Genomic DNA, 20,237 nt, shown 5'->3' on the forward strand with positions numbered 1-20,237 from the left:
CATATAAATAATTCCTATTTTTGCGCATCAAAATAAAGTGATAAATGAAAGCATATATATTTCCAGGACAGGGTGCCCAATTTTCAGGGATGGGGTTAGAACTTTACGAAAAATCACCTTTAGCCCAAGAACTCTTTGAACAAGCGAATGATATTTTAGGTTTTTCCATTACGGATGTTATGTTTGAAGGGACTGCAGAAGATTTGAAAGAAACTAAAGTAACGCAACCAGCCATATTTTTACACTCAGTAATTTTAAGTAAAGTGTTGGGTGATGAATTTAAACCTGATATGGTAGCAGGACATTCACTAGGAGAGTTTTCCGCTTTGGTAGCCAATGGCACATTGAATTTTAAGGATGGCCTTACCTTGGTTTCCCGCCGGGCTTTGGCCATGCAAAAAGCATGTGAGTTACAACCCAGTACCATGGCGGCCGTTTTAGGGTTAGAAGACGAAGTTGTTGAAAAAATATGTGCAGATACCTCCGGAATTGTGGTGGCAGCCAACTATAATTGCCCCGGACAATTGGTGATTTCAGGAGAGATAACTGCTGTGAATGCAGCCTGTGAAGCACTGAAAACCGCAGGGGCGAGAAGAGCTTTGGTACTTCCCGTAGGAGGAGCGTTTCATTCCCCATTAATGGAACCTGCCAGGGAAGAACTCGCCAATGCAATTGAAAACACAAACTTTAATGTGCCTGTATGCCCTGTGTACCAAAATGTAACTACCACAGCAGTAACAAGCCCAGATGAGATTAAAAAGAACTTGATAGCTCAACTAACGGCTCCTGTAAAATGGACACAAAGTGTACAGCATATGATTAAAGATGGTGCTGCTCTGTTTACAGAAGTCGGGCCGGGAAAAGTATTGCAGGGACTAGTAAAAAAAATAGACAGGAATGCTGAGGTAGCCTCTGCTGTTATGCCTGATTGAAGGTAATTGGGTTAATAGGATACTAAAGACCTCATAGGTTTTCAAAACCTGTGAGGTCTTAATTTTTAATGATTATTTGGCACTCTCTTCAATACAGGCGTTTCAGATAACAATCTCCATGTATTGTTTTTAAATTCCCAGGTATCGCCAAAGATGTTTTCCCCATCATGCCCTCCGTAAAGGATGAAACGTTTGTTTTTGGCATCGTATACCATATCACTATGGTTACGTGCTTGTGGTGCAGTATCCAACTTTAATTCCTTCCATTCATTGTCTTTTAATAGAAAAGTGCCATTTATACGGGTTTTTCCAATCCACCCCCCAAAACGGACCATACATTTTTTATGAGTGTCATAGGCCATGGCAGCATTAAACACATTATAAGGCTGTTTCATCTCATATTTACTCCATTTTTCCCCATTCCAAAACCAAGTTTCGCCGGTACCTTCACCATATCGGGAATCCCTGTTTACGTTACTTCCTCCAAATAACAAAACATTTTTATTCTTCTTATCATACACCATGACAGCACCGTTACGGGCAGAAGGGCCTTCTTCAGATACAAGACGCCATTCGTTATTCTTAAACTCCCATGTGTCACCTAACTTTATATAGTTTCCTTCAACAATTTTATAACCTCCAAAAAGTAATACACTATTGTTGTTTGGATCGTATACCATAGCAGCTTCTGATCTCGGAGAAGGTGCTGAGGAAGGAGTTAATTGTGTCCATTGCGTGTTTTTGTATTCCCAAATATCGTTAAGGAGTGTTGGTGTTCCATCACCCTTCCCAAACAACACACTGTTTCCTCCAAAAAGGAGCATCCGGTCATTGCCACTATCATAAACCATTCCGGGGAAAGTACGGGGAGATGGATTGTTAGAAGCAGGTATTTCGCCCCAGGCATTATTTTCAAAAACCCAGAAATCATTTAGAACTTCTTTTTCACTGGCCCCACCAAAAAGGAAGGTTTGCCCTGTTTTTGAATTGTATGCCATGGCATGGGCGTTTCTTACAGAAAGCTTTTCTTGTGAATATAAAATTGAAAAAAATAAAAAAGCAAGAATTAGAATAGATAAGCGCATTTTTTTATGTTTTAAAGATTAATTAATGTGTTATTGTGTAGTGTCTTTCTTTTTCTTAAAAAGGTTATTGATGAGCTTATTGGCAGTTTTCTTTACCGGGTCATCCTGTGTTTTGGGGACGGAATCTTTTGTGGCGTTTTTTTCATTCAATAAGTTCCCTAATGTTTTGTTAATCACATCCTTTCCTTTCCCCACAAGTTTTTCTTTTTGTTTGGCAGCGATTTGTTTAGTAAGGTTTGAGGTAGCTTGTTTAAGGTCAGTTTTTACAGAAGGATTGGTGAAGTTCCCGGTAATAGTTGCCGTAACGGGAACCGTAGTATTGTTTGCTTCTTCGTTGCTGAGATTGGCCAGTAAACCGGAAACTTCTTTGCCCAGGTATTTTGCAGGGACGTTAAAAGTAGCATTATAGTCCATGGCCTTATTAAAACTATGGCTTCCCGAAACATCGATACTGATGTCTTGATAATTTATCTTAAAAGGCTTTACGCTTACTTTCCCATTTTCAAAAGAGATGGAAGTCTTTAACTTTTCAAGATCCATTTTACTGAGATCTATAAAATTCAAATTGCTGCCCAACAATGAAAGCGCTTTTGATTTTTCAGGGTTTAGCGAGGAAGAGAGTATTTCTGCCAAGCCATTGCCGCTTACTGTGGAAAGGTTTGGGGTAAAATCGGTATTCAGGTCGCCTGACAGGGACAAAGTACTGTTCAGTTTTCCCTGCAAGGCATTTGCAACGGGCGATAGTGCTTGGAACAGCTCCAACCCGTTAAATGATTCTGTAATATCAAAAGCATTGATGTTTAGGTCCATGTCAAAAGTAGGGGTCTCATTTTTGGTGGATACATTTCCATTGAGTGCCATACTTCCATTAAAAATGTTAGAAGTAACATTTATAAAAGAGGCTTTTTCGTCTTTAATGATCAAAGTGCCTTTTACATCCTTCAATGTTAAATTGTCATATAAAACAGTATTTGCACCGGCATTTATGGTGACATCTAAGAATGATGGAATTTTTAACTGTGCTTCTTCTTTTTTCTCATTTCCGTTGGTATCGGCAGTGGTTTCAGTCACCATAAAATCATTCACGGAAAAAGTGTTGGATTTGAGGTTGAAATCTCCCTTAATATTTTCGTTATTGAACATGAAACCAAACAAATTATCAATAGTCCCTGCAATTTTCAGGTCTGTTTTTCCGGTTTTTGCATCAAATTCGTTAAGGGTTATGGTTTTTGTGTTGAAGCCAATGGTCGATGTATTAATCTGTACCGGATGGGCCAGTTCAGTAGAAGCATATTCAAGTGCGGAGACGGTTAAAGTCCCCTCACTTTTAGTATTGCCATAATTTCCTTTTTCTATGGAATTCATATCGAAAGAAGTGGCTACATTGGCATCAACAATTCCCTTAAGTGTAGTTTCCGAAGCCATTGGGTAGGCCTGAGAAAGGTTTGCTAAGTTGAGGCGGCCATTGATATGGGCATTTACATAAGGATTCTTTACAAGGTTGCTCAGTTTCGCTTTTGCATTAAACGTATCCCCGTCAATTTTGAACGATAGTTTTTTAATATCAATATAGGTATCATTGGTAATCCCAGTAGTGTTTATTATTTCAGTAGCAATATGGATGTTTTTGACCGATTTTGGAAGGTTTGGATATTGAAAAGATGCATTTTCAGAATTTATAGAAACAGCAAATGTGGGTATGTGGGTGTCATCTATGATACCTTTTAATTTTCCGTTGACTTCAAAATTGCCTTCTGTTTTTACATCTTGGATGTTTTTTGAATAGGCTTCCGGGATAACAGCAAGGAAATTTTTAAAATCGGACGAAGGTGTTTTAAAGGTTAAATCAATCTCCTGATTATTGTCATTCACTTTTACAAAACCATCAAAAACAATGGGCAATTGGTTCACAAGGGCTTCGTTTTTTAGAAAAGTGTACGTGTTCTTTTCCAAGTCAACATCTAACAAAGCATCGAGCTTAACCTTGTTTTTCTGGAGGTAATTGGTGCTGTCCATTTCAAAAGAAACTGTAGCTTCGGTTTGGGTATCCAATTCTGAACGGCTGGCTGAAAGGTCGCCACTGCCGCGATGGTTAAATGTTTCAATTTTCAGATAGAGCATACTCCCTTCATCCATATATGAAATTTGACTGTTGGTGATGGCATACTCTTTTAAGGAAAGGGTGATGTTTTGAGGTTCTTTCTCTCCGGAGCTATCGTTTGTGGCACTTTCTTTTCCAATGTCATAATTAGCAATGCCATCCTTGTTTACGATAATATTCACTTTGGCTTGGTCAATAAAAAAGCTATTTATGGCAATGCCCTCTTCTTTACTTTTAAACAATTCCATTAAAGACATGTTTAGGCTCATTTGACCTGCATAAAACAAAGTGTCCCTTTCAAATGGCGTAAAGTTTATCAATGACAGGTTTTCTATGGAGAGTGTTGCATTAGGGAAATTTTTGAACAGACTGATATGGGCATCTTGAAAATCGATTTTGGCGTTGAGGTTGTCATTGGCCGCGTCTTTTACCATGGATACTATCTTGTCTTCAAACAATAGCGGAATGGCAAATAATGTGCCTACCCCTAACAGTAAAATGATAAGGAAGATTTTAAACAGTTTTTTTGTTTTTTTCATAATGTGTAGGTTGAGGGTTCAATCTAATTCAATTTCCTGATTAGGTTTTAATTTAAACCGTTTTCTGAAAATGGCAACGAAAAGATACAAAAAAGGAGTGTCTATTGCTGCAATCAACACCTTAAAAATAAACCCGCTGATGAGCAGCCCATAAAACATGCTCCATGGCAATACTTTAAACAGACATAATAGGGATACTACCGTAAAGGTATCTATAAACTGAGAGGTGAAAGTGGAGAAGTTGTTGCGGAGCCATAAATGCTTCCCGTTTGTATAGTTTTTCCAAAAGTGATAGATTTTTATGTCTACATACTGTGCAAAAAGATAGGCTAGCATGGATGCCAACACGGCAATGGGAGACAGCGCAAAAACACTTGAGAATAAAGTATCGTCTACGGGAGATGAAGGAATGGCAGGAACGGAATTGGCCAGTAGTACAATCCCCATCGAGAAAAATGAAGCAAAGATACCGGCAGTAACAATACGGTTGGCTTTCTTTTTCCCATAGATCTCTGAGATAAGGTCGGTAATCAAAAAAGTGATGGGATAAGGCAAAATACCCACGGATAGCTCGAAAAGGGGGGCGCCAAATATGTTAATCTCCCCAAAAGGGTACCAATAAAAAAACTTTTGAAAAATAAGATTGGAAACCACCAATGATGTAATAAACAATGCACCGAGATATAGATAGATCTTATGAGCTGTTTTTTTATCTCTTGAAGTCATGTTTATTTTATGTTCAATTCGTAAGGTATCCGTGCCTGAATACCTTTTTGTTTTGCAAATGCTTGAATGGTTCTGAGCAGTTCATATCCTTCTGCCCCCAATTCTTCTTTAAGAATTGTTGTTTTACTTTTTGACATCTGGATTCCGAATAAGCGATCTATAACCTCTTCAATGCTAGTTTTATAAACAGGGTAGTTTTTTATACGGTATTCGGCAACCTCTCCAAAGTTAGCAGCAGCAGCAATAGCATCATCGAGACCACCAATCTCATCTATCAACCCTATTTGTTTTGCATCTATGCCACTCCATACCCTTCCCTGTGCAATGCTGTCAACCGAAGCAACAGAGAGGTTTCTTGCGTCGGCTACCCGTTTTATGAAAGTGTTGTATATTTCGTTAACGTTTTCCTTGGTTTCATTATAAAATGCATCAGAAAGTGGTTCAAAAGGTGTATAACCAATTGCTTGCTTGTTAGTAACCACCTGCTCAGAATTAATCCCAAGTTTATCTGCCAGCCCCTTAAAATTAGGAAGTGTTCCAAAAACACCTATAGAACCGGTAATGGTAGAAGGTTCCGCAAAAATTTTCTGTCCGCTAAGTGCAATATAGTACCCTCCTGAGGCGGCTAAATTCCCCATAGAAACCACCAAGGGTTTGTAGTTTTTTGTGATCTCCAGTTCGCGCCATATGATTTCTGAGGTAAGTGCACTACCACCCGGGGAATTTACCCGCAATACAATGGCTTTTACATTCGTGTCTTCCCGGGCTTCTTTTAGGGATTTTACAATGATGCCTTGTCCAATATAGTCGTTATTTCCCTCTCCATAAAGAATGTCCCCTTGCGCATAAATAACAGCAATTTTGTCTTTTTTCCCACTTTTAAACTTTTTATAAGCATATTCTGCATAATCCTCCAGCTTCACATAGTTGATGTCTTCATCTTCAGAAAGCCCTATGGCGTTTTTTAGTACAATTTCATATTCGTCATAGTATGCAACTTCATCAATGAGCTTTGCTGTTTTAGCAAGTTTGGGAGATCTTCCCAGAAGCTCATCTGCAATAGTATTTAATTCCTCTACTGAAAGGTTCCTGCTTTCAGCAATATCATCAAGCACGCTGCCCCATACAGAAGTTAAAAGTGCATATAGCTGTTCCCGGTTGGCATCACTCATTTTATCATCAAGAAAAGGCTCTACAGCACTTTTATATTTCCCATGGCGGACCACTTCCATTTTAATGCCTGATTTTTCCTGAAAATCTTTAAAAAACAACACTTCTGCCGCCAGTCCCCTGAAAAGCAACTCGCCTGAGGGGTTCAAGAAAATAGAATCAGCTACAGAAGCAAGGTAATAGTCTTTTTGGGCATAATAATCGCTGTAGGCATATACAAACTTTCCGGATGTTTTAAAATCAATTAAAGCATCTCGAATAGCTTTTGTTTGCGCAATTCCTGCCATGAGAAATGAATTGCTGATGGATATTCCTTCTATTTTAGGATCCTCTTTAGCTTTTTCTATAGCATTCAGTACGTGGTTGAGTCCATCATATTTTTCAAAAGAGTATTCAATGTCCGAGAAATGATAGGCACCTCCGTAATCTTTTAAAGGGGCATTGAATTTTAAATCTAATACTGAATTATTGCGTACAGAAATACTATCTTCTTCGGCAGTGCCGGCAATAGCAATAAACACGAAGAAAATAATGAATAAGATCCCTGAAGCTATAAGCACTCCAAGAATACTAGCAAGTGTGTTTTTTAAAAAGTTCATGGTCTTAAAACTTATCAACAATGGTAGGCAAAGATAACTTTTTGTGAAATTGTTTTGTTTACTTTGTCCGTCTAATTATGAAAAATTTAAGAAGGGCATATTTATCTATTGGTAGTAACATAGGAGATAAAAAGGCACATCTCCAAAAAGCGGTTGACCAACTCCAAAAAACTATAGGGAATATAAAAACCGGCTCTTCTATATACAAAACACCGGCATGGGGATTTAAGGGAGCTGATTTTTTGAATGCATGCCTTGCTATTGACACAGCTTTAACCCCTGAGAAACTATTACAAAACATATTACAGATTGAACACCAAATGGGGAGAACCCGGGGCTCTGATGATGGTTATGTTTCCCGTACCATAGACATTGACATCATATTTTATGAAGAGGAAATCATACAGGGAAAAAATTTAACAATACCACACCCACAATTGCATTTAAGGCGTTTTGTTTTAGAGCCTTTGGCAGAAATTGCGCCGGGCAAAATACATCCCGTTATTAAAAAAAGTGTTATTGAACTACTTGAAGCATGTCTGGACGATAGTGTTATTGAAAAAAGAGATGAAGTATTGAAATGGGCACAAGAGAAACCCTTTTCAAAGTACAATTACATTGCTATTGAAGGAAATATTGGGGCAGGAAAAACAACCTTAGCCACAAAAATCGCCAATGATTTTAACGGCAAACTTGTTTTGGAGCGTTTTGCAGACAACCCTTTTCTCCCAAAATTCTATCAAGATAAGCAACGGTATGCCTTTCCGTTAGAAATGTCTTTTTTGGCGGACAGGTACCAGCAATTTACGGATGACTCCTCACAGTTTGACCTTTTTAAAAACTTTATGGTAAGCGATTATGATATTTATAAATCACTCATTTTTGCAAAAATAACCTTGCCGGAAGATGAGTTCATACTATATAGAAAGCTATTCAACCATATGTATAAAGATGTTATTAAGCCCGATATCTATGTGTACCTGTACCAGAATACAGAAAGGCTGTTGTATAACATTAAACAAAGAGGACGCGATTACGAACAAAATATTGCACCGGAATATTTAGAACAGATCAACCAGGGATATGTAGAGTTTATCAAAACACAGCAAGGAATGAAGGTGCTTGTAATTGATGTTTCAGCACATGATTTTGTGAGAAGTAGCGTAGATTATAAGAATATTATTACTAAAATACTGGATTTTAAGGGATAACAGCATTTTTTTAAGATTTTTTTTGTAAATCACAAAAAGGTTTATTTATATTAGCGCAGGATTAATAACAAGATCGTAACTAGCTAACTCGATTTTATAAATCAACGTTGAAAGAGGCTTAACATTTGTTTAAGCCTCTTTTATTTTGTGCCTAATGATATTTAAAGCTATCAAATGGGTAGTAAAATTTGAAACACAATGAATTGTAGTCATTTTTAGCAGTTGATTTAATTTCTTAAAAAGGATAAACTTTGAGAGTGATAGAACTTATTTTCAAATATATCTTCAAAACTAAATTCAATTATAGACTCGATAAAATAATTTCGAATAGTTCCTTGGAATTGATTATGTTCCCTCGAGTTTACTCCTTTTGGCTTCATTAGTAATAACTCTTTAGAGACATTAACTCCAAGAATATGGGTTGGTGCTGTATTCAGACTAATACTAGTTTTTTCACTATTTGGTGGATTTTTTGCGAATCTTAAAATAAAATCATTGAAGTTATTGAATAGTTCATTCTTATATTTAATTTGCCACTTTTTTATAATTAGAGGTCCAGTACCTGAATTCATTATATCGATCTTTATAAAATCTTTAGTCCTTGTCAAATCTAAATATATGTATGGTCTATTTTGTTTGTGAACTATTTCAATTTCTTTAGTCAATCTCTGCGCATTAAACTTTTGCTCTTTTTCGTGGATATAGTTTGCAATTTTAAGTGTGACATAGATACTCAATATTGAAAATATAACTGCAATTAAACTGAAAAGAGTTCCAATTACTCCACCCACATAATCACCGAAAACTCCCCAATCAGTTTGGTCTTTTGACAATTCTCCATTGAAATTTTTGAAATATAGATAGAATAACAATACTGAAAGTATAAATGCCAATATGGATATAGTCCAGACTATTTTACTTATTTGATTTTTATTGACTATGTTCATTATTAATATTTGCTACTAACGCAAGAATAAATACAATTGTATGTAGCCCTATTATATTTACATCAGTAAATTTAAGTAAAAATCGTATAAATTAAGTAGGTTTTTATCGAATTAAAACTTCCTGTTAATCAATAGGAGTTACTTTTTTAAGAAAGTTTACAGAACAGGTCCCAAATAACGATTCCGGCACTTACCGAGATATTTAGAGAATGTTTGGTACCGTATTGAGGGATTTCAATAACGGTATCACAAGTAGAAACAACCTCTTGGGAAACCCCTTTTACCTCATTGCCAAAGACGATAGCATATTTTTTACCTTTTTTCGGGTAAAACCGGTCTAGCATAACCGCGTTTTCGGTTTGCTCAATAGCAATGGTTTCTACACCCTGCGTTTTTAGGTTCTTAACAAGAGAAGAACAATCTTTTACATATTTCCAATCAACACTTTCTGTGGCCCCTAATGCCGTTTTATGGATATCTTTATGGGGCGGGGTGGCCGTAATGCCGCAGAGGTATATTTTTTCAACACGGAACGCATCGGCAGTTCTGAAAACCGAACCAATGTTGTTCAGGCTCCTTATGTTGTCAAGTATAACAATAACAGGCGTTTTGGCACTTTTCTTAAATGCTTCTACCGATAACCGGTTCAATTCCTCATTTCGAAGTTTTCGCATAAAAAATTATTTTTTACAATGACAGCAACAGCTACATAATTGTAGCTATATTAAACCAAAACAAGGCAAAAAAATAGTAAATTCGCACGATATCCCGATTTTTACAAAAATAACGCAATACACAGAAACTATTGGCAACAAAAAGTAAAAAGGAGACCCCTTTAATGAAGCAATACAATCAGATTAAGGCAAAATACCCTGATGCCTTATTGCTTTTTAGAGTAGGGGATTTTTACGAAACCTTTGGAGAAGATGCCGTGCGGGCCTCTAAAATATTGGGAATTATCCTTACCCACAGGAACAATGGCGGTGATAAAACCGAATTGGCCGGGTTTCCCCATCATTCCTTGAACACCTACCTGCCAAAATTGGTAAAAGCAGGGGAGCGGGTAGCCATATGCGATCAATTGGAAGACCCAAAGCTTACCAAAACCATTGTAAAAAGGGGGGTTACTGAATTGGTGACGCCCGGGGTGGCCTTAAATGACGATATTCTGCAATCCAAAACCAACAACTTTCTATGTGCTGTTCACTTTGGTAAAAAACAATTGGGGGTTGCTTTTTTAGATGTATCCACCGGTGAGTTTTTAACTTCGCAAGGGAACCGTGAATATATTGACAAGTTGTTGCAGAACTTTGCGCCAAGTGAAGTGTTGGTCACTAAAACTAAAAAAACTGATTTTGCAGAATCTTTTGGAAAGGGATACCATGTTTTTTATCTGGAAGATTGGGTATTTCAGGAAGATTATGCGCATGAAACCCTGACCAATCATTTTAAAACGAGTTCATTAAAAGGGTTTGGCGTTGAAAACCTTGAAGAAGGATTGTTAGCTTCCGGTGCGGTATTGCACTACCTGTCGGAAACGCAGCACCATCAATTGCATCACATAACAGCTATCCGCAGGATTGCTGAAGAGGCGTACGTTTGGATGGACCGATTTACGATCCGGAACTTAGAGCTATACCACGCTACGGTGCCCAATGCAGTTACGTTGTTAGATATAATTGATAAGACCAGATCTCCCATGGGAGGGCGTTTGCTAAAAAGGTGGTTGGCATTACCGCTTAAGGACACTGCAAAAATCAATAAACGCCATGAAGTGGTTGCCTATTTAATGAAAGAGCAAACCATTTTAGAAAAAGTACAACATTACATCAAGCAAATAAGTGATATTGAGCGGTTAATTTCTAAGGTCGCTACTTCAAAAATCAATCCGCGTGAGGTGGTTCTTTTAAAAAATTCGCTTGAGGCCATTGTTCCTGTAAAAGGGCTTATTTCTTCAGGGAAAAATGTAGCATTGAAGGAACTGGGAGAACAACTTCATGATTGTGAAGCCTTGCGAAACCGAATCAAAACAATGCTACAGGAAGAGGCTCCCGTACAGTTAGCGAAAGGCAATGTTATTGCCCCTGGATATAGTGAAGAATTGGATGAACTTAGAAGCCTGATGTCTTCCGGGAAACAGTACCTCGATACCATGCTGGAACGGGAAACTGCCCGAACAGGGATTCCATCCCTAAAAATAGCGTTCAACAATGTTTTTGGGTACTATATTGAAGTGAGGAACACCCATAAAGAGAAAGTACCGCCAGAGTGGCAACGCAAACAGACACTGGTTAGTGCAGAACGGTACATTACGGAAGAGTTAAAGGAATACGAAGCAAAAATACTGGGTGCGGAAGAGAAAATTTTGATGCTGGAACAACAATTGTTCTCTGAATTAGTAACATGGATGCATGAACACATTCAATCAGTACAGAGCAACGCTGCTTTGATAGCACAGTTGGATTGTTTATGCGGATTTGCACAATTGGCGAAAGAACACAATTATGTCCGCCCTGTAATGAACGATTCTTTTGATCTGGAAATAAAAAATGGAAGGCATCCCGTTATAGAGAAACAATTGCCCATAGGGGAACCTTACATAGCAAATGATCTGACACTCAACAAGGAAACCCAGCAAATCATTATGATCACAGGGCCAAATATGAGTGGTAAATCGGCTATTTTACGGCAAACTGCTTTGATTGTCCTCTTGGCTCAGATGGGGAGTTTTGTTCCTGCCGATGAAGCCCGTATAGGCTATATCGATAAGATATTTACGCGGGTGGGAGCAAGTGATAACATCTCAATGGGCGAATCTACCTTTATGGTAGAAATGAACGAAACAGCCTCTATTTTGAACAATATCTCGGAAAGGAGTTTGGTACTTCTTGATGAAATAGGCCGTGGCACAAGTACGTATGATGGTATTTCCATTGCCTGGGCTATTTCAGAATACCTGCATGAGCACCCTGCAAGGCCAAAAACCTTATTTGCCACGCATTATCATGAATTGAATGAAATGACAGACACTTTCCCACGCATTAAAAACTTTAATGTCTCCATCAAAGAATTGAAGGATACGGTACTTTTCCTTAGAAAACTAGTTCCCGGGGGAAGCGAGCATAGTTTTGGTATCCATGTGGCAAAAATGGCAGGCATGCCACAACAAGTGATCCGGAAAGCCAATAAAATATTGAAAAAACTGGAAAAATCACACTCTAGTGAAGAGCTGTCAGACAATCTGAATGCAGTTCAGCATGAAATGCAGCTTAGTTTTTTTAATATAGATGACCCACTATTGGAAGAAATTAAAGAAGAAATTTTACAAACCGATATTGATACCTTGACACCGGTGGAAGCATTGATGAAACTCAACGAAATAAAGCGGATGTTGACCAAGAAAAAGAAACAGGCGTAGCCCTTGTTTTTTCTATAAAATCCTTTGGTATTTATAGAAATATGTTAAATTTGCATCCGCAATAATGCATTGCACGTTCATATAAATACACGCGAAAATAGCTCAGTTGGTAGAGCGCAACCTTGCCAAGGTTGAGGTCGCGGGTTCGAATCCCGTTTTTCGCTCTGAAAAATACAATTCCCAAACAATGGAATGCTCGGGTGGTGGAATTGGTAGACACGTTGGACTTAAAATCCAATGGGCAGAAATGCCCGTGCGGGTTCAAGTCCCGCCCCGAGTACTTAAAACCTCTTTAAACAATTGTTTAAAGAGGTTTTTATTTTTTGGATTTATAAGAAGTTAGGGACAAAGAAACGAATCAAGAAAAGACACTATGAATGTTAGCTTTGTTCTAAATGAATTATGCATTTATAAAATTCACAATATTGGCCCAAAGTTCAGTTTGCCATAAGTAATGGGAATAAAAAAGAAAAATGTATATAAAAACACCACTTACCATAGTTACCTTGAAGGTTTTTTTATACACAATAAGGTCATAAATGAATATAGCCAACATAGGCAAAAACACGATCGAATAATATACAAGGAATGTTCCGCCAACATTAAAATCAAACACAATTCTAGATATCCCTGCGCTACTTAATATCATCAGAGAAAAAATCATCAACCTTTTATGAAGTATGGGCTTTTTTCTAAAATAAATCCCGGCAATACCTAAAAGAAAGACAATTATAAAATGAATAAACCCATCACCAATGGAGGCCATTGATTTATTCAGCATCTCCCCGGCAAGGAAAGTAACAAACAGCCCACTAACAAAAGTGGCAAAAAGAACTGCCAATCCTACCCATCCTAACTTGAAATGTAAATTTTTATATTTTTTAGTGTTAAGGAGTGCACTCTGAACTATAAAAAGGATTATCCAAAATGAGGTAATCATGCCATGTACCTGCATAAATGTTTTTAATTCCGGTAGTGAAGAACTTCTTAAATAAAATGAGGGAGAGAAGCCTATAAAGCAAAGTGTAAAAATCCAAATAGGAATAATAAGAAAAAATAGTCTGTCTGATTTTTTAGGTCTCATAGCATCAAAATTAGCGGGCAAAGATATAAAAGAAGTTAATAATTACCGCTTGGAAAATTGTTCTTGGCAATTAAGGCTAATGGTCTCAATCATGGATAGTTTTGTGGGATTGCACCTAATTTTTCAAATACACACCAATTTGACTTTGAAGGGTTGGAATTACAAGGGTTTTTAAAAACAGGCAAGCATTTGTCTATAGTTATTGTTACAAATAATTACTTTTAGTTAATCTAATTTTTTTACTACTTTGGCTGAAACCCCGGCAATGATTTTGTTTCTGAGCACATTCTTTGTAACCATTGCTCCTGTTGCAACAACTGAATTGTCATTTGTGCTATGAGAAGCCGTTAGTAAGGGGTTTTTATACTGCTTTTCACACCTGTTTTTAGCATATAGTTTGTACACCGCATTTGTGTACTGTTGGCAGGAGATCTTATTTTTTCACTTCAACTTCAACTAAGCTTTTCTGACAAATTCGGACTTCAATGCCATAGAACCGACCCCATCGATTTTACAATCAATGTTATGATCACCATCTGTCAGACGGATATTTTTTATTTTTGTTCCTGCTTTTATAGGTTTAGGAGCTCCTTTTACAGGAAGGTTTTTAATAATAATTACTGAGTCTCCGTTGTTCAGCTCATTTCCGTTTGAGTCAAGTACTTTTAAGATATCTTCTTCCATTTTTTCATTAGGGTTCCATTCATTGCCACATTCAGGGCAGGCGTATATTTCATCCCTTAGTGGATATCCGTATGGGGAGTTGCATTTTAGGCAAGGTTTCATTTCTCCTGACATTTTAATTACAGTTAATTGTTTTTATGTAGTGTCGTAAGGTGGGCCTCACAGGGGAGCCATTATTTCACCTCATGCGATATAGACATAGTTGATGGCTGTGCCTTTAGTTTATTGTGAGGTGTAATTTAGCAAAAACAAATGACAAATATGAGGTGGGTGTACAAAGACCATCTGTGGACATGATTTTGCGTATTCTTTTGTATCATTGCCATCAACTTGATTTTATCAAGAACAATATAATAAAATAATGGCTACTACAGATGGAGATAAACCACAACTCTTACTCATAAGAAATAATAAAAATAAACTGCTATTTTCACTAGCTTTGCGGTATGCAAGACCATCCCATAGGTATTTTTGATTCCGGAATTGGCGGTACTTCCATCTGGAAGGAACTTCACCGTTTGCTTCCCAATGAACCGACTATTTATTTGGCGGATAGCAAAAATGCTCCCTATGGAGAAAAAAGCCACAAGGAAATCATAGCGTTGAGTGTAAAAAACACGGAGTTTCTGCTTAACAAAAAATGCAAACTTATTGTGGTGGCCTGTAATACGGCTACTACGAATGCCATCGGTTATTTAAGGAGCACTTATAGTGTCCCTTTTATTGGGATAGAACCGGCCATTAAGCCTGCAGCACTACAATCGCGCACTAAAAAGGTGGGTATTTTGGCAACCAAAGGGACATTGAGCAGTGCTCTTTTTCATAAAACCAGCAGTCTATATGATGAAGGGATAGAGATCATACAACAAGAAGGTCATGGGTTGGTAGCACTTATTGAAGCAGGGAAAATAGCCACCGATGAAACACGCAATTTATTGTATGCCTATCTACAGCCAATGCTCAATAAGGGGATCGACCATTTAGTATTAGGCTGTACTCATTATCCCTATTTAATTCCAGAGATAAAAAAAATAATACCTCCAGAGATTAAGATTATTGACTCGGGCGAGGCAGTGGCCAAACAAACAAAAGCTGTACTAGAGGCACTTCAGTTAAACAATATAACGATATCCCCTCCAAAACATCAGTTTTATAGCAATGCGGATGAAAAAATACTGAACCGTTTTTTGGAAGGCGAACAAGGAGACATAAATATCAGTTACCTCAATTTTTAACGGGAGATCCGTTCGTAGGTCAAATACGTAAAGTCATAATTATGCCGTCTATCCTTAGGATGGTATATTTCCGATACAAGCCTCCATTTATCGGGATCAATTTCAGGGAAAAAAGTATCAGCTTCAAAGGCAGCATGTACCCTTGTGAGTTCTATTTTATCAGCGTACGGCATTCCCAATTCATAAATTTCCCCACCACCAATAATAAACGGTTGTGGGTCTGTTCCGGCAGCTTTTAGAGCAGTTTCTATAGAATTGACCACGATACAGCCTTCGGGGTGGTAGTCCTTTTTTCGGGTGATGATGATATGTGTTCGGTTGGGCAATAGTTTTGGAAAACTTTCAAATGTTTTCCTCCCCATAATAATGGCATGTCCGGTAGTTAATGCTTTAAATCGTTTAAAATCATCGGACAGGTGCCATACCAAATCATTATCCTTTCCCAACGCATTGTTTTCTGCAGCAGCAGCAATCATGGTAATCATAACTCAGTATCAGTTTTTGGAGGGTTAGGTAGGGGGTGTGCTTCTTCGATCTCTTTTTGTATGGCGGCAATTTTTTCTTGCTGTTTTGCTACTAGCTTTTCGCGTTGGGCACGTTCCCAATCGTTGTCTAAAAACGGATGGGTAATATATACATTCACTACATGCAACAACAAGAAGAACAGCCATAAAAATATAGCCCAAACATACCAATTGTAGGGTTCGCCATAGTTTAAGAATTTATTCAGGACAATAAAAAAAATACTACCGATCAAAAACAGGATAAAATGATAATACAGCCTTTTTTTTTGGCGAATCCGTTGCTGTGCTTTTTCTAGGAGCTCATGTTGTTCTAGGCTGATTTTTTCCGGATTGTTGTTTTTAATAGGCATAGTTTGTTACCTTTAGCTAGACAAATTTACGATTTTTAATTAAGAGGAATGGATCAGCATTTTCAGAAAGATTTCCCGGTGATTGGAAATTATACCTATTTAGACACAGCCGCTTCAGGTTTGCTCTATGAGCGTTTGATGGAGTGGCGACAGGAACATGATATCGATTTCTTGATAGGGGGTAGTCTGTTCCGGGAAGAACATCATGCGCTACTGGAAAGTATCCGCGGAACGGTTGGTAAATTTTTTAATTGTTCGAGTGAACGTGTGTCACTAATACCTAATTTCTCATTTGGCTTTACGACACTTTTGAACGGATTGGATAAGAAACAAAAAGTCCTGCTGTTAAAAAATGACTACCCATCCATTAATTGGCAAGTAGAGGCAGCAGGTTACAAAACTTGCTATGTAACGATTGACGAATGTGTTGAAGAGCGTATAAAAATAGCTGTAGAAAAAGAACAACCAGATATACTGGCACTGAGCTTGGTGCAATACATCAACGGTATAAAAATAGATTTAGGTTTTCTAAAAAGTTTAAAGGAAGCACATCCGGACTTATTGATTGTTGCAGACGGCACGCAGTATTGCGGTACCGAAATTTTTGATTTTGAGGCTTCCGGCATCGATGTTTTGGGAGCTAGTGGGTATAAGTGGTTGTTAGGAGGGTATGGAAACGGGTTTATGTTTTTTAAAGAAGCTGCCATTAAGAAGATTTATCCGGACTCTTTTGAAAAAGAGTCTAGAATCACAGATTTTTCAAGCATACAATGTCATTTAATGAACCATTTTGAACCCGGGCATCAGGATACTTTAAATTATGGGAGCTTGCAATTTTCGCTTAAATACCTATCTGAGATAGGGTTGAAGCCGATTGAAGAACATTTGAAGCACTTGTCGATAACAGCAAAACAAAAACTAGAAGCACTGGGCTTATTGGAGGAAGCGATAGTTAAACGGGCACACCATAGTACTATTTTCAATATGAAAGGTGATGAAGAATTGTTTAACAGGTTGCGAAATAATGCTATTATTTGCTCCCAACGCGGCTCCGGTATCCGGGTCAGTTTTCATTTTTACAACACCGAAAAAGACCTTAACAGGCTTTTGTTACAGCTGAGAAAGTAGTTGGACGCCTTGTGAATATGAAATTTTAATCCCTTTATTTTTGTCAAAAACAAATTTTGGTTAAGCCCATTTTATCAATTTGCTAATTCTTACAGCAGCTATTGGTTGCCATTGTTTTTATGCTTTTTTTTTGTTTGAAAATAAACAATAACCAATTTTAATTGATATGGCAATTCAGAAACAATATTTAAAGACAAAGCCGGTTTGTAAGGTAACATTTACTGTTCTGGCAAAAGAGGCAGAATCAGTAACTGTGGTGGGTGACTTTAACGGATGGAACCCAAAAGAAAGTACCCTTAAAAAATTAAAAAATGGAACTTTTAAAGGTACTTTTGACTTTAAAAAAGACAATGCCTATGAGTTCCGGTACATCATAGACGGGACTTATGCCAATGAAGAACAGGCATACCGTTTTCAATGGAACGATTATGCAGGTGCTGAAAACGCAGTACTAGAGGTATAGCTTAAAGTAGTTCGGATAACAAGTAGCTTGCTCCTTGATAGAAACTTTCTACGGCTTTTAAGTCAAAGAGTTCATCTGCGCGGAGCAGGGCACCTTTCCAATCGCCGGTTGCCCATTTGCCGTTTGCTAGTGGGGGCAGTTGCTTGTAATCAATAGTATCGTTGCCCCAGGCATAGGTATAAAAATAAGGAACATTGCTAACGCTGTCAGCTATAGCATAGCCAAGGCCCAAACCCTTGGAGAGTGTTTGGTCGTCACTTAAATCAATCAACATTCCGGTATCAAAATGATGTGGCCATACGCGTATTTCGGTTGGATAGGCGTATGCTTTTGCTAGCTTTTCTAATGCCTTTTGAGCAATGGTGCGATGCTGTATAAGCTGTTGGATAGATGCCATTGTTTCATCATCCATTATAGAGAAGTTGCTAAAACTAGTGTCTAGGCTAAACCCTAATTCATAATTAAACTTGTTGCTATCCAATGAAAGGATTTCTAGGTTTTTTCTGATCCAAGAATCGATTGCTGCTCTTGACATTCCAGACAATGTTGTTTGGGCAACGGTAGTTTCTTCCTTAATGATTTTAAGAGTGACGTTAGGATATGATAACTCCAAATGAACTCCATCAACACTTCTGGAAACCATCGCTTTTTTTACAACAGACCAACCAATGTTTGACTGGCTGTCATCGTCTTCCTTTTGTAGATAGCTATTACTAAAAGCAGCTAAAAACTGCGCAAGGTGGTGTAATGTATTTTGAGTTTGATTGATAAGTTTCATTATTCTGTAACCTCTACACCCTTCCAAAAAGCAACTCGCCCTTTAATACCTTTTGCCAATTCGCTCACTTCGGGGTAGTACCATGCAGCATCTTTATTCTCTTTGCCGTCTACTTCTATGGTATAATAAGAAGCAACTCCTTTCCACGGACAGGTGGTATGTGTATCACTTTCTTTAAAGAATTCTTTTTTTATAGCATCTGCAGGGAAATAATGATTGTTTTCTACAACGACAGTATCGTCGCTTTCGGCAATAACTTTACCGTTCCATAGTGCTTTCATAATTTATTTTTTAGTGAATATATAGTTTTTATAATAATTTCTATCATCTGTGAATTGTTGCTTGATCTGTAGTCCAGATTCTTCAGCCAACCACTCAACTACTTTGTCATCATATTTTTGTGAAATCTCCGTGTGGATGGTTTCCCATTGGTCAAAGCGAATGGTTAAATCAAGTTCTTTAACGGTAACGTTATGCGCTTCCTTTGCCACAAGATAACTCTTTGCCGTTCCCGATTCAGGATCATAAGCCTCCCAATGCATGAAAAGTCTGGTATCAAAGTCAGCACCAAGCTCCTTATTGATCCTTTTCAATATATTTTTATTAAAAGCAGCAGTAACACCGGTTTTGTCGTTGTAAGCATCTAAAATGACCTGAGGGTCTTTTTTTTGGTCAAACCCCATAAATAAAAGATCTTCTTCGCTCATTGACTTTTCAATGTTTTTTAAGAACAAAATAGCATCCGGATGTAGTAGGTTTCCAATATTCGACCCTAAAACCATGATTACTTTTTTCCGCTCGTTATATTGCGCAAGTTCTTTTAATACTTCAAAATAAGTCCCTTGCTTTGGAATCACAGAAATATTGGGCAGTTCTTTTTTTAAGGAAGATTCCAGTTCGTTTAAAACATTCTGACTGATATCAATGGGTAAAAAATTAAAACCATATTTTTTTTCAGCTAAGTAGTGTAGCAGTATTTTGGTTTTTTTTCCATCACCGGCCCCTAGTTCAATCAAATCAAAACCATTAACTCCTTTAAAGGCTTCTGCGATAGCTTCTTTGTGTTTGGACAAGATATCAAATTCACAGTTGGTCAGGTAATATTCAGGGAGCTTCATAATATCCTGAAAAAGTTTATCGCCTGCTTTGTCATAAAAGTATTTTGAAGAGAGGTATTTCGGATATGCTGTTAATCCTTTATAGACCTCTTCTTCAAAAGCGTTGGCAAACGATGTGGTTGTTGCTGTCTTCATAGTAATTCTT

The 20,237-nt window shown here is 37.6% G+C and carries 20 protein-coding genes and 2 tRNA genes; 8 read left to right on the plus strand and 14 right to left on the minus strand.

Annotated features, from left to right (window positions below; genetic code table 11):
• Positions 1-44 precede the first annotated feature (44 nt).
• Positions 45-932 (plus strand): ACP S-malonyltransferase, encoded by an 888-nt coding sequence (gene fabD, locus WBG21_RS04760; RefSeq protein WP_340075348.1) that lies wholly within the window; start codon positions 45-47, stop codon positions 930-932.
• A gap of 65 nt (positions 933-997) precedes the next feature.
• Here fabD and WBG21_RS04765 read toward each other — a convergent pair whose 3' ends face one another.
• Genes WBG21_RS04765 through sppA form a run of 4 tightly spaced genes read right to left on the minus strand, consistent with a single transcriptional unit; the run spans position 998 to position 7,152 of the window.
• Positions 998-2,017 (minus strand): Kelch repeat-containing protein, encoded by a 1,020-nt coding sequence (locus tag WBG21_RS04765; RefSeq protein ID WP_340075350.1) that lies wholly within the window; start codon positions 2,015-2,017, stop codon positions 998-1,000.
• Positions 2,018-2,047: 30 nt separating this feature from the next.
• Positions 2,048-4,657, minus strand: a complete 2,610-nt coding sequence (locus tag WBG21_RS04770) for an AsmA-like C-terminal region-containing protein (protein WP_340075352.1) — start codon at positions 4,655-4,657, stop codon at positions 2,048-2,050.
• A gap of 18 nt (positions 4,658-4,675) precedes the next feature.
• Positions 4,676-5,383, minus strand: coding sequence for a queuosine precursor transporter (locus tag WBG21_RS04775; protein WP_340075354.1), 708 nt, complete (start codon positions 5,381-5,383; stop codon positions 4,676-4,678).
• A 2-nt stretch (positions 5,384-5,385) separates the two neighbouring features.
• Entirely contained in the window at positions 5,386-7,152 is a 1,767-nt protein-coding gene (sppA, locus tag WBG21_RS04780; protein WP_340075356.1) for a signal peptide peptidase SppA, read from the minus strand.
• A 77-nt stretch (positions 7,153-7,229) separates the two neighbouring features.
• Between sppA and folK the strand changes: the two genes are divergently transcribed.
• A complete protein-coding gene (gene folK / locus WBG21_RS04785) occupies positions 7,230-8,363 on the plus strand; it encodes a 2-amino-4-hydroxy-6-hydroxymethyldihydropteridine diphosphokinase (protein WP_340075358.1) in 1,134 nt (377 codons plus the stop codon).
• A 227-nt stretch (positions 8,364-8,590) separates the two neighbouring features.
• On the opposite strand, the gene WBG21_RS04790 is transcribed toward folK, so the two are convergent.
• Together WBG21_RS04790 and WBG21_RS04795 are read right to left on the minus strand one after the other, a co-directional pair.
• Positions 8,591-9,310, minus strand: coding sequence for a hypothetical protein (locus WBG21_RS04790; protein ID WP_340075359.1), 720 nt, complete (start codon positions 9,308-9,310; stop codon positions 8,591-8,593).
• A 146-nt stretch (positions 9,311-9,456) separates the two neighbouring features.
• A complete protein-coding gene (locus tag WBG21_RS04795) occupies positions 9,457-9,984 on the minus strand; it encodes an RNA methyltransferase (RefSeq protein ID WP_340075361.1) in 528 nt (175 codons plus the stop codon).
• A gap of 164 nt (positions 9,985-10,148) precedes the next feature.
• Between WBG21_RS04795 and mutS the strand changes: the two genes are divergently transcribed.
• The 3 genes from mutS to WBG21_RS04810 all read left to right on the plus strand — a co-directional run bounded on the left by mutS (position 10,149) and on the right by WBG21_RS04810 (position 13,008).
• Complete coding sequence (mutS, locus tag WBG21_RS04800; protein WP_340075363.1) at positions 10,149-12,728, plus strand: DNA mismatch repair protein MutS; 2,580 nt, start codon at positions 10,149-10,151, stop codon at positions 12,726-12,728.
• Positions 12,729-12,819: 91 nt separating this feature from the next.
• Positions 12,820-12,892 (plus strand) — tRNA-Gly (locus WBG21_RS04805).
• A 30-nt stretch (positions 12,893-12,922) separates the two neighbouring features.
• Positions 12,923-13,008: transfer RNA gene (locus tag WBG21_RS04810), tRNA-Leu, on the plus strand.
• A gap of 120 nt (positions 13,009-13,128) precedes the next feature.
• Here WBG21_RS04810 and WBG21_RS04815 read toward each other — a convergent pair.
• From WBG21_RS04815 to WBG21_RS04825, 3 genes are all read right to left on the minus strand, one after another.
• Entirely contained in the window at positions 13,129-13,812 is a 684-nt protein-coding gene (locus tag WBG21_RS04815; RefSeq protein ID WP_340075365.1) for a hypothetical protein, read from the minus strand.
• 225 nt (positions 13,813-14,037) lie between these two features.
• Positions 14,038-14,217 (minus strand): hypothetical protein, encoded by a 180-nt coding sequence (locus WBG21_RS04820; protein WP_340075367.1) that lies wholly within the window; start codon positions 14,215-14,217, stop codon positions 14,038-14,040.
• 51 nt (positions 14,218-14,268) lie between these two features.
• Positions 14,269-14,598 carry a zinc ribbon domain-containing protein YjdM gene (locus WBG21_RS04825; RefSeq protein WP_413789394.1) on the minus strand — a complete coding sequence of 110 codons (330 nt, stop codon included), beginning with the start codon at positions 14,596-14,598 and terminating at the stop codon, positions 14,269-14,271.
• Between the two features lie 344 nt (positions 14,599-14,942).
• On the opposite strand from WBG21_RS04825, the gene murI reads away from it, so the two are divergent.
• Positions 14,943-15,731 (plus strand): glutamate racemase, encoded by a 789-nt coding sequence (murI, locus tag WBG21_RS04830; RefSeq protein WP_340075371.1) that lies wholly within the window; start codon positions 14,943-14,945, stop codon positions 15,729-15,731.
• Here murI and WBG21_RS04835 read toward each other — a convergent pair.
• Both WBG21_RS04835 and WBG21_RS04840 read right to left on the minus strand, forming a co-directional pair.
• Positions 15,728-16,216 (minus strand): dihydrofolate reductase, encoded by a 489-nt coding sequence (locus tag WBG21_RS04835; protein ID WP_340075372.1) that lies wholly within the window; start codon positions 16,214-16,216, stop codon positions 15,728-15,730. The genes murI and WBG21_RS04835 overlap by 4 nt on opposite strands.
• Positions 16,213-16,605 (minus strand): 2TM domain-containing protein, encoded by a 393-nt coding sequence (locus tag WBG21_RS04840; protein WP_340075374.1) that lies wholly within the window; start codon positions 16,603-16,605, stop codon positions 16,213-16,215. The genes WBG21_RS04835 and WBG21_RS04840 overlap by 4 nt, the downstream gene beginning before the upstream one ends.
• Before the next feature lie 48 nt (positions 16,606-16,653).
• Here WBG21_RS04840 and WBG21_RS04845 point away from each other — a divergent pair, with 48 nt between their 5' ends.
• Positions 16,654-17,733, plus strand: coding sequence for an aminotransferase class V-fold PLP-dependent enzyme (locus WBG21_RS04845; protein ID WP_340075376.1), 1,080 nt, complete (start codon positions 16,654-16,656; stop codon positions 17,731-17,733).
• Between the two features lie 166 nt (positions 17,734-17,899).
• Positions 17,900-18,196 (plus strand): isoamylase early set domain-containing protein, encoded by a 297-nt coding sequence (locus tag WBG21_RS04850; protein ID WP_340075378.1) that lies wholly within the window; start codon positions 17,900-17,902, stop codon positions 18,194-18,196.
• Between the two features lies 1 nt (position 18,197).
• On the opposite strand, the gene WBG21_RS04855 is transcribed toward WBG21_RS04850, so the two are convergent.
• Genes WBG21_RS04855 through egtD form a run of 3 tightly spaced genes read right to left on the minus strand, consistent with a single transcriptional unit; the run spans position 18,198 to position 20,227 of the window.
• Positions 18,198-18,974: a hypothetical protein gene (locus WBG21_RS04855; RefSeq protein WP_340075380.1), complete on the minus strand. Its 777-nt coding sequence runs from the start codon at positions 18,972-18,974 to the stop codon at positions 18,198-18,200.
• On the minus strand, positions 18,974-19,255 hold the full coding sequence (locus WBG21_RS04860) for a DUF427 domain-containing protein (protein WP_340075382.1): 282 nt from the start codon (positions 19,253-19,255) through the stop codon (positions 18,974-18,976). Before WBG21_RS04860 ends, WBG21_RS04855 begins: the two co-directional genes overlap by 1 nt.
• A 3-nt stretch (positions 19,256-19,258) precedes the next feature.
• On the minus strand, positions 19,259-20,227 hold the full coding sequence (egtD, locus tag WBG21_RS04865; protein WP_340075384.1) for an L-histidine N(alpha)-methyltransferase: 969 nt from the start codon (positions 20,225-20,227) through the stop codon (positions 19,259-19,261).
• Positions 20,228-20,237: the final 10 nt, after the last annotated feature.

This window comes from Leptobacterium meishanense (assembly GCF_037645805.1).
In the GTDB taxonomy this organism is placed as follows: domain Bacteria; phylum Bacteroidota; class Bacteroidia; order Flavobacteriales; family Flavobacteriaceae; genus Leptobacterium_A; species Leptobacterium_A meishanense.

Excerpts from the sequence above, each read along its gene's own strand:
- fabD (WP_340075348.1), top strand. The coding sequence starts at position 45 with ATGAAAGCATATATATTTCCAGGACAGGGTGCCCAATTTTCAGGGATG.
- WBG21_RS04765 (WP_340075350.1), bottom strand. The coding sequence starts at position 2,017 with ATGCGCTTATCTATTCTAATTCTTGCTTTTTTATTTTTTTCAATTTTA.
- WBG21_RS04770 (WP_340075352.1), bottom strand. The coding sequence starts at position 4,657 with ATGAAAAAAACAAAAAAACTGTTTAAAATCTTCCTTATCATTTTACTG.
- WBG21_RS04775 (WP_340075354.1), bottom strand. The coding sequence starts at position 5,383 with ATGACTTCAAGAGATAAAAAAACAGCTCATAAGATCTATCTATATCTC.
- sppA (WP_340075356.1), bottom strand. The coding sequence starts at position 7,152 with ATGAACTTTTTAAAAAACACACTTGCTAGTATTCTTGGAGTGCTTATA.
- folK (WP_340075358.1), top strand. The coding sequence starts at position 7,230 with ATGAAAAATTTAAGAAGGGCATATTTATCTATTGGTAGTAACATAGGA.
- WBG21_RS04790 (WP_340075359.1), bottom strand. The coding sequence starts at position 9,310 with ATGAACATAGTCAATAAAAATCAAATAAGTAAAATAGTCTGGACTATA.
- WBG21_RS04795 (WP_340075361.1), bottom strand. The coding sequence starts at position 9,984 with ATGCGAAAACTTCGAAATGAGGAATTGAACCGGTTATCGGTAGAAGCA.
- mutS (WP_340075363.1), top strand. The coding sequence starts at position 10,149 with ATGAAGCAATACAATCAGATTAAGGCAAAATACCCTGATGCCTTATTG.
- WBG21_RS04815 (WP_340075365.1), bottom strand. The coding sequence starts at position 13,812 with ATGAGACCTAAAAAATCAGACAGACTATTTTTTCTTATTATTCCTATT.
- WBG21_RS04825 (WP_413789394.1), bottom strand. The coding sequence starts at position 14,598 with ATGAAACCTTGCCTAAAATGCAACTCCCCATACGGATATCCACTAAGG.
- murI (WP_340075371.1), top strand. The coding sequence starts at position 14,943 with ATGCAAGACCATCCCATAGGTATTTTTGATTCCGGAATTGGCGGTACT.
- WBG21_RS04835 (WP_340075372.1), bottom strand. The coding sequence starts at position 16,216 with ATGATTACCATGATTGCTGCTGCTGCAGAAAACAATGCGTTGGGAAAG.
- WBG21_RS04840 (WP_340075374.1), bottom strand. The coding sequence starts at position 16,605 with ATGCCTATTAAAAACAACAATCCGGAAAAAATCAGCCTAGAACAACAT.
- WBG21_RS04845 (WP_340075376.1), top strand. The coding sequence starts at position 16,654 with ATGGATCAGCATTTTCAGAAAGATTTCCCGGTGATTGGAAATTATACC.
- WBG21_RS04850 (WP_340075378.1), top strand. The coding sequence starts at position 17,900 with ATGGCAATTCAGAAACAATATTTAAAGACAAAGCCGGTTTGTAAGGTA.
- WBG21_RS04855 (WP_340075380.1), bottom strand. The coding sequence starts at position 18,974 with ATGAAACTTATCAATCAAACTCAAAATACATTACACCACCTTGCGCAG.
- WBG21_RS04860 (WP_340075382.1), bottom strand. The coding sequence starts at position 19,255 with ATGAAAGCACTATGGAACGGTAAAGTTATTGCCGAAAGCGACGATACT.
- egtD (WP_340075384.1), bottom strand. The coding sequence starts at position 20,227 with ATGAAGACAGCAACAACCACATCGTTTGCCAACGCTTTTGAAGAAGAG.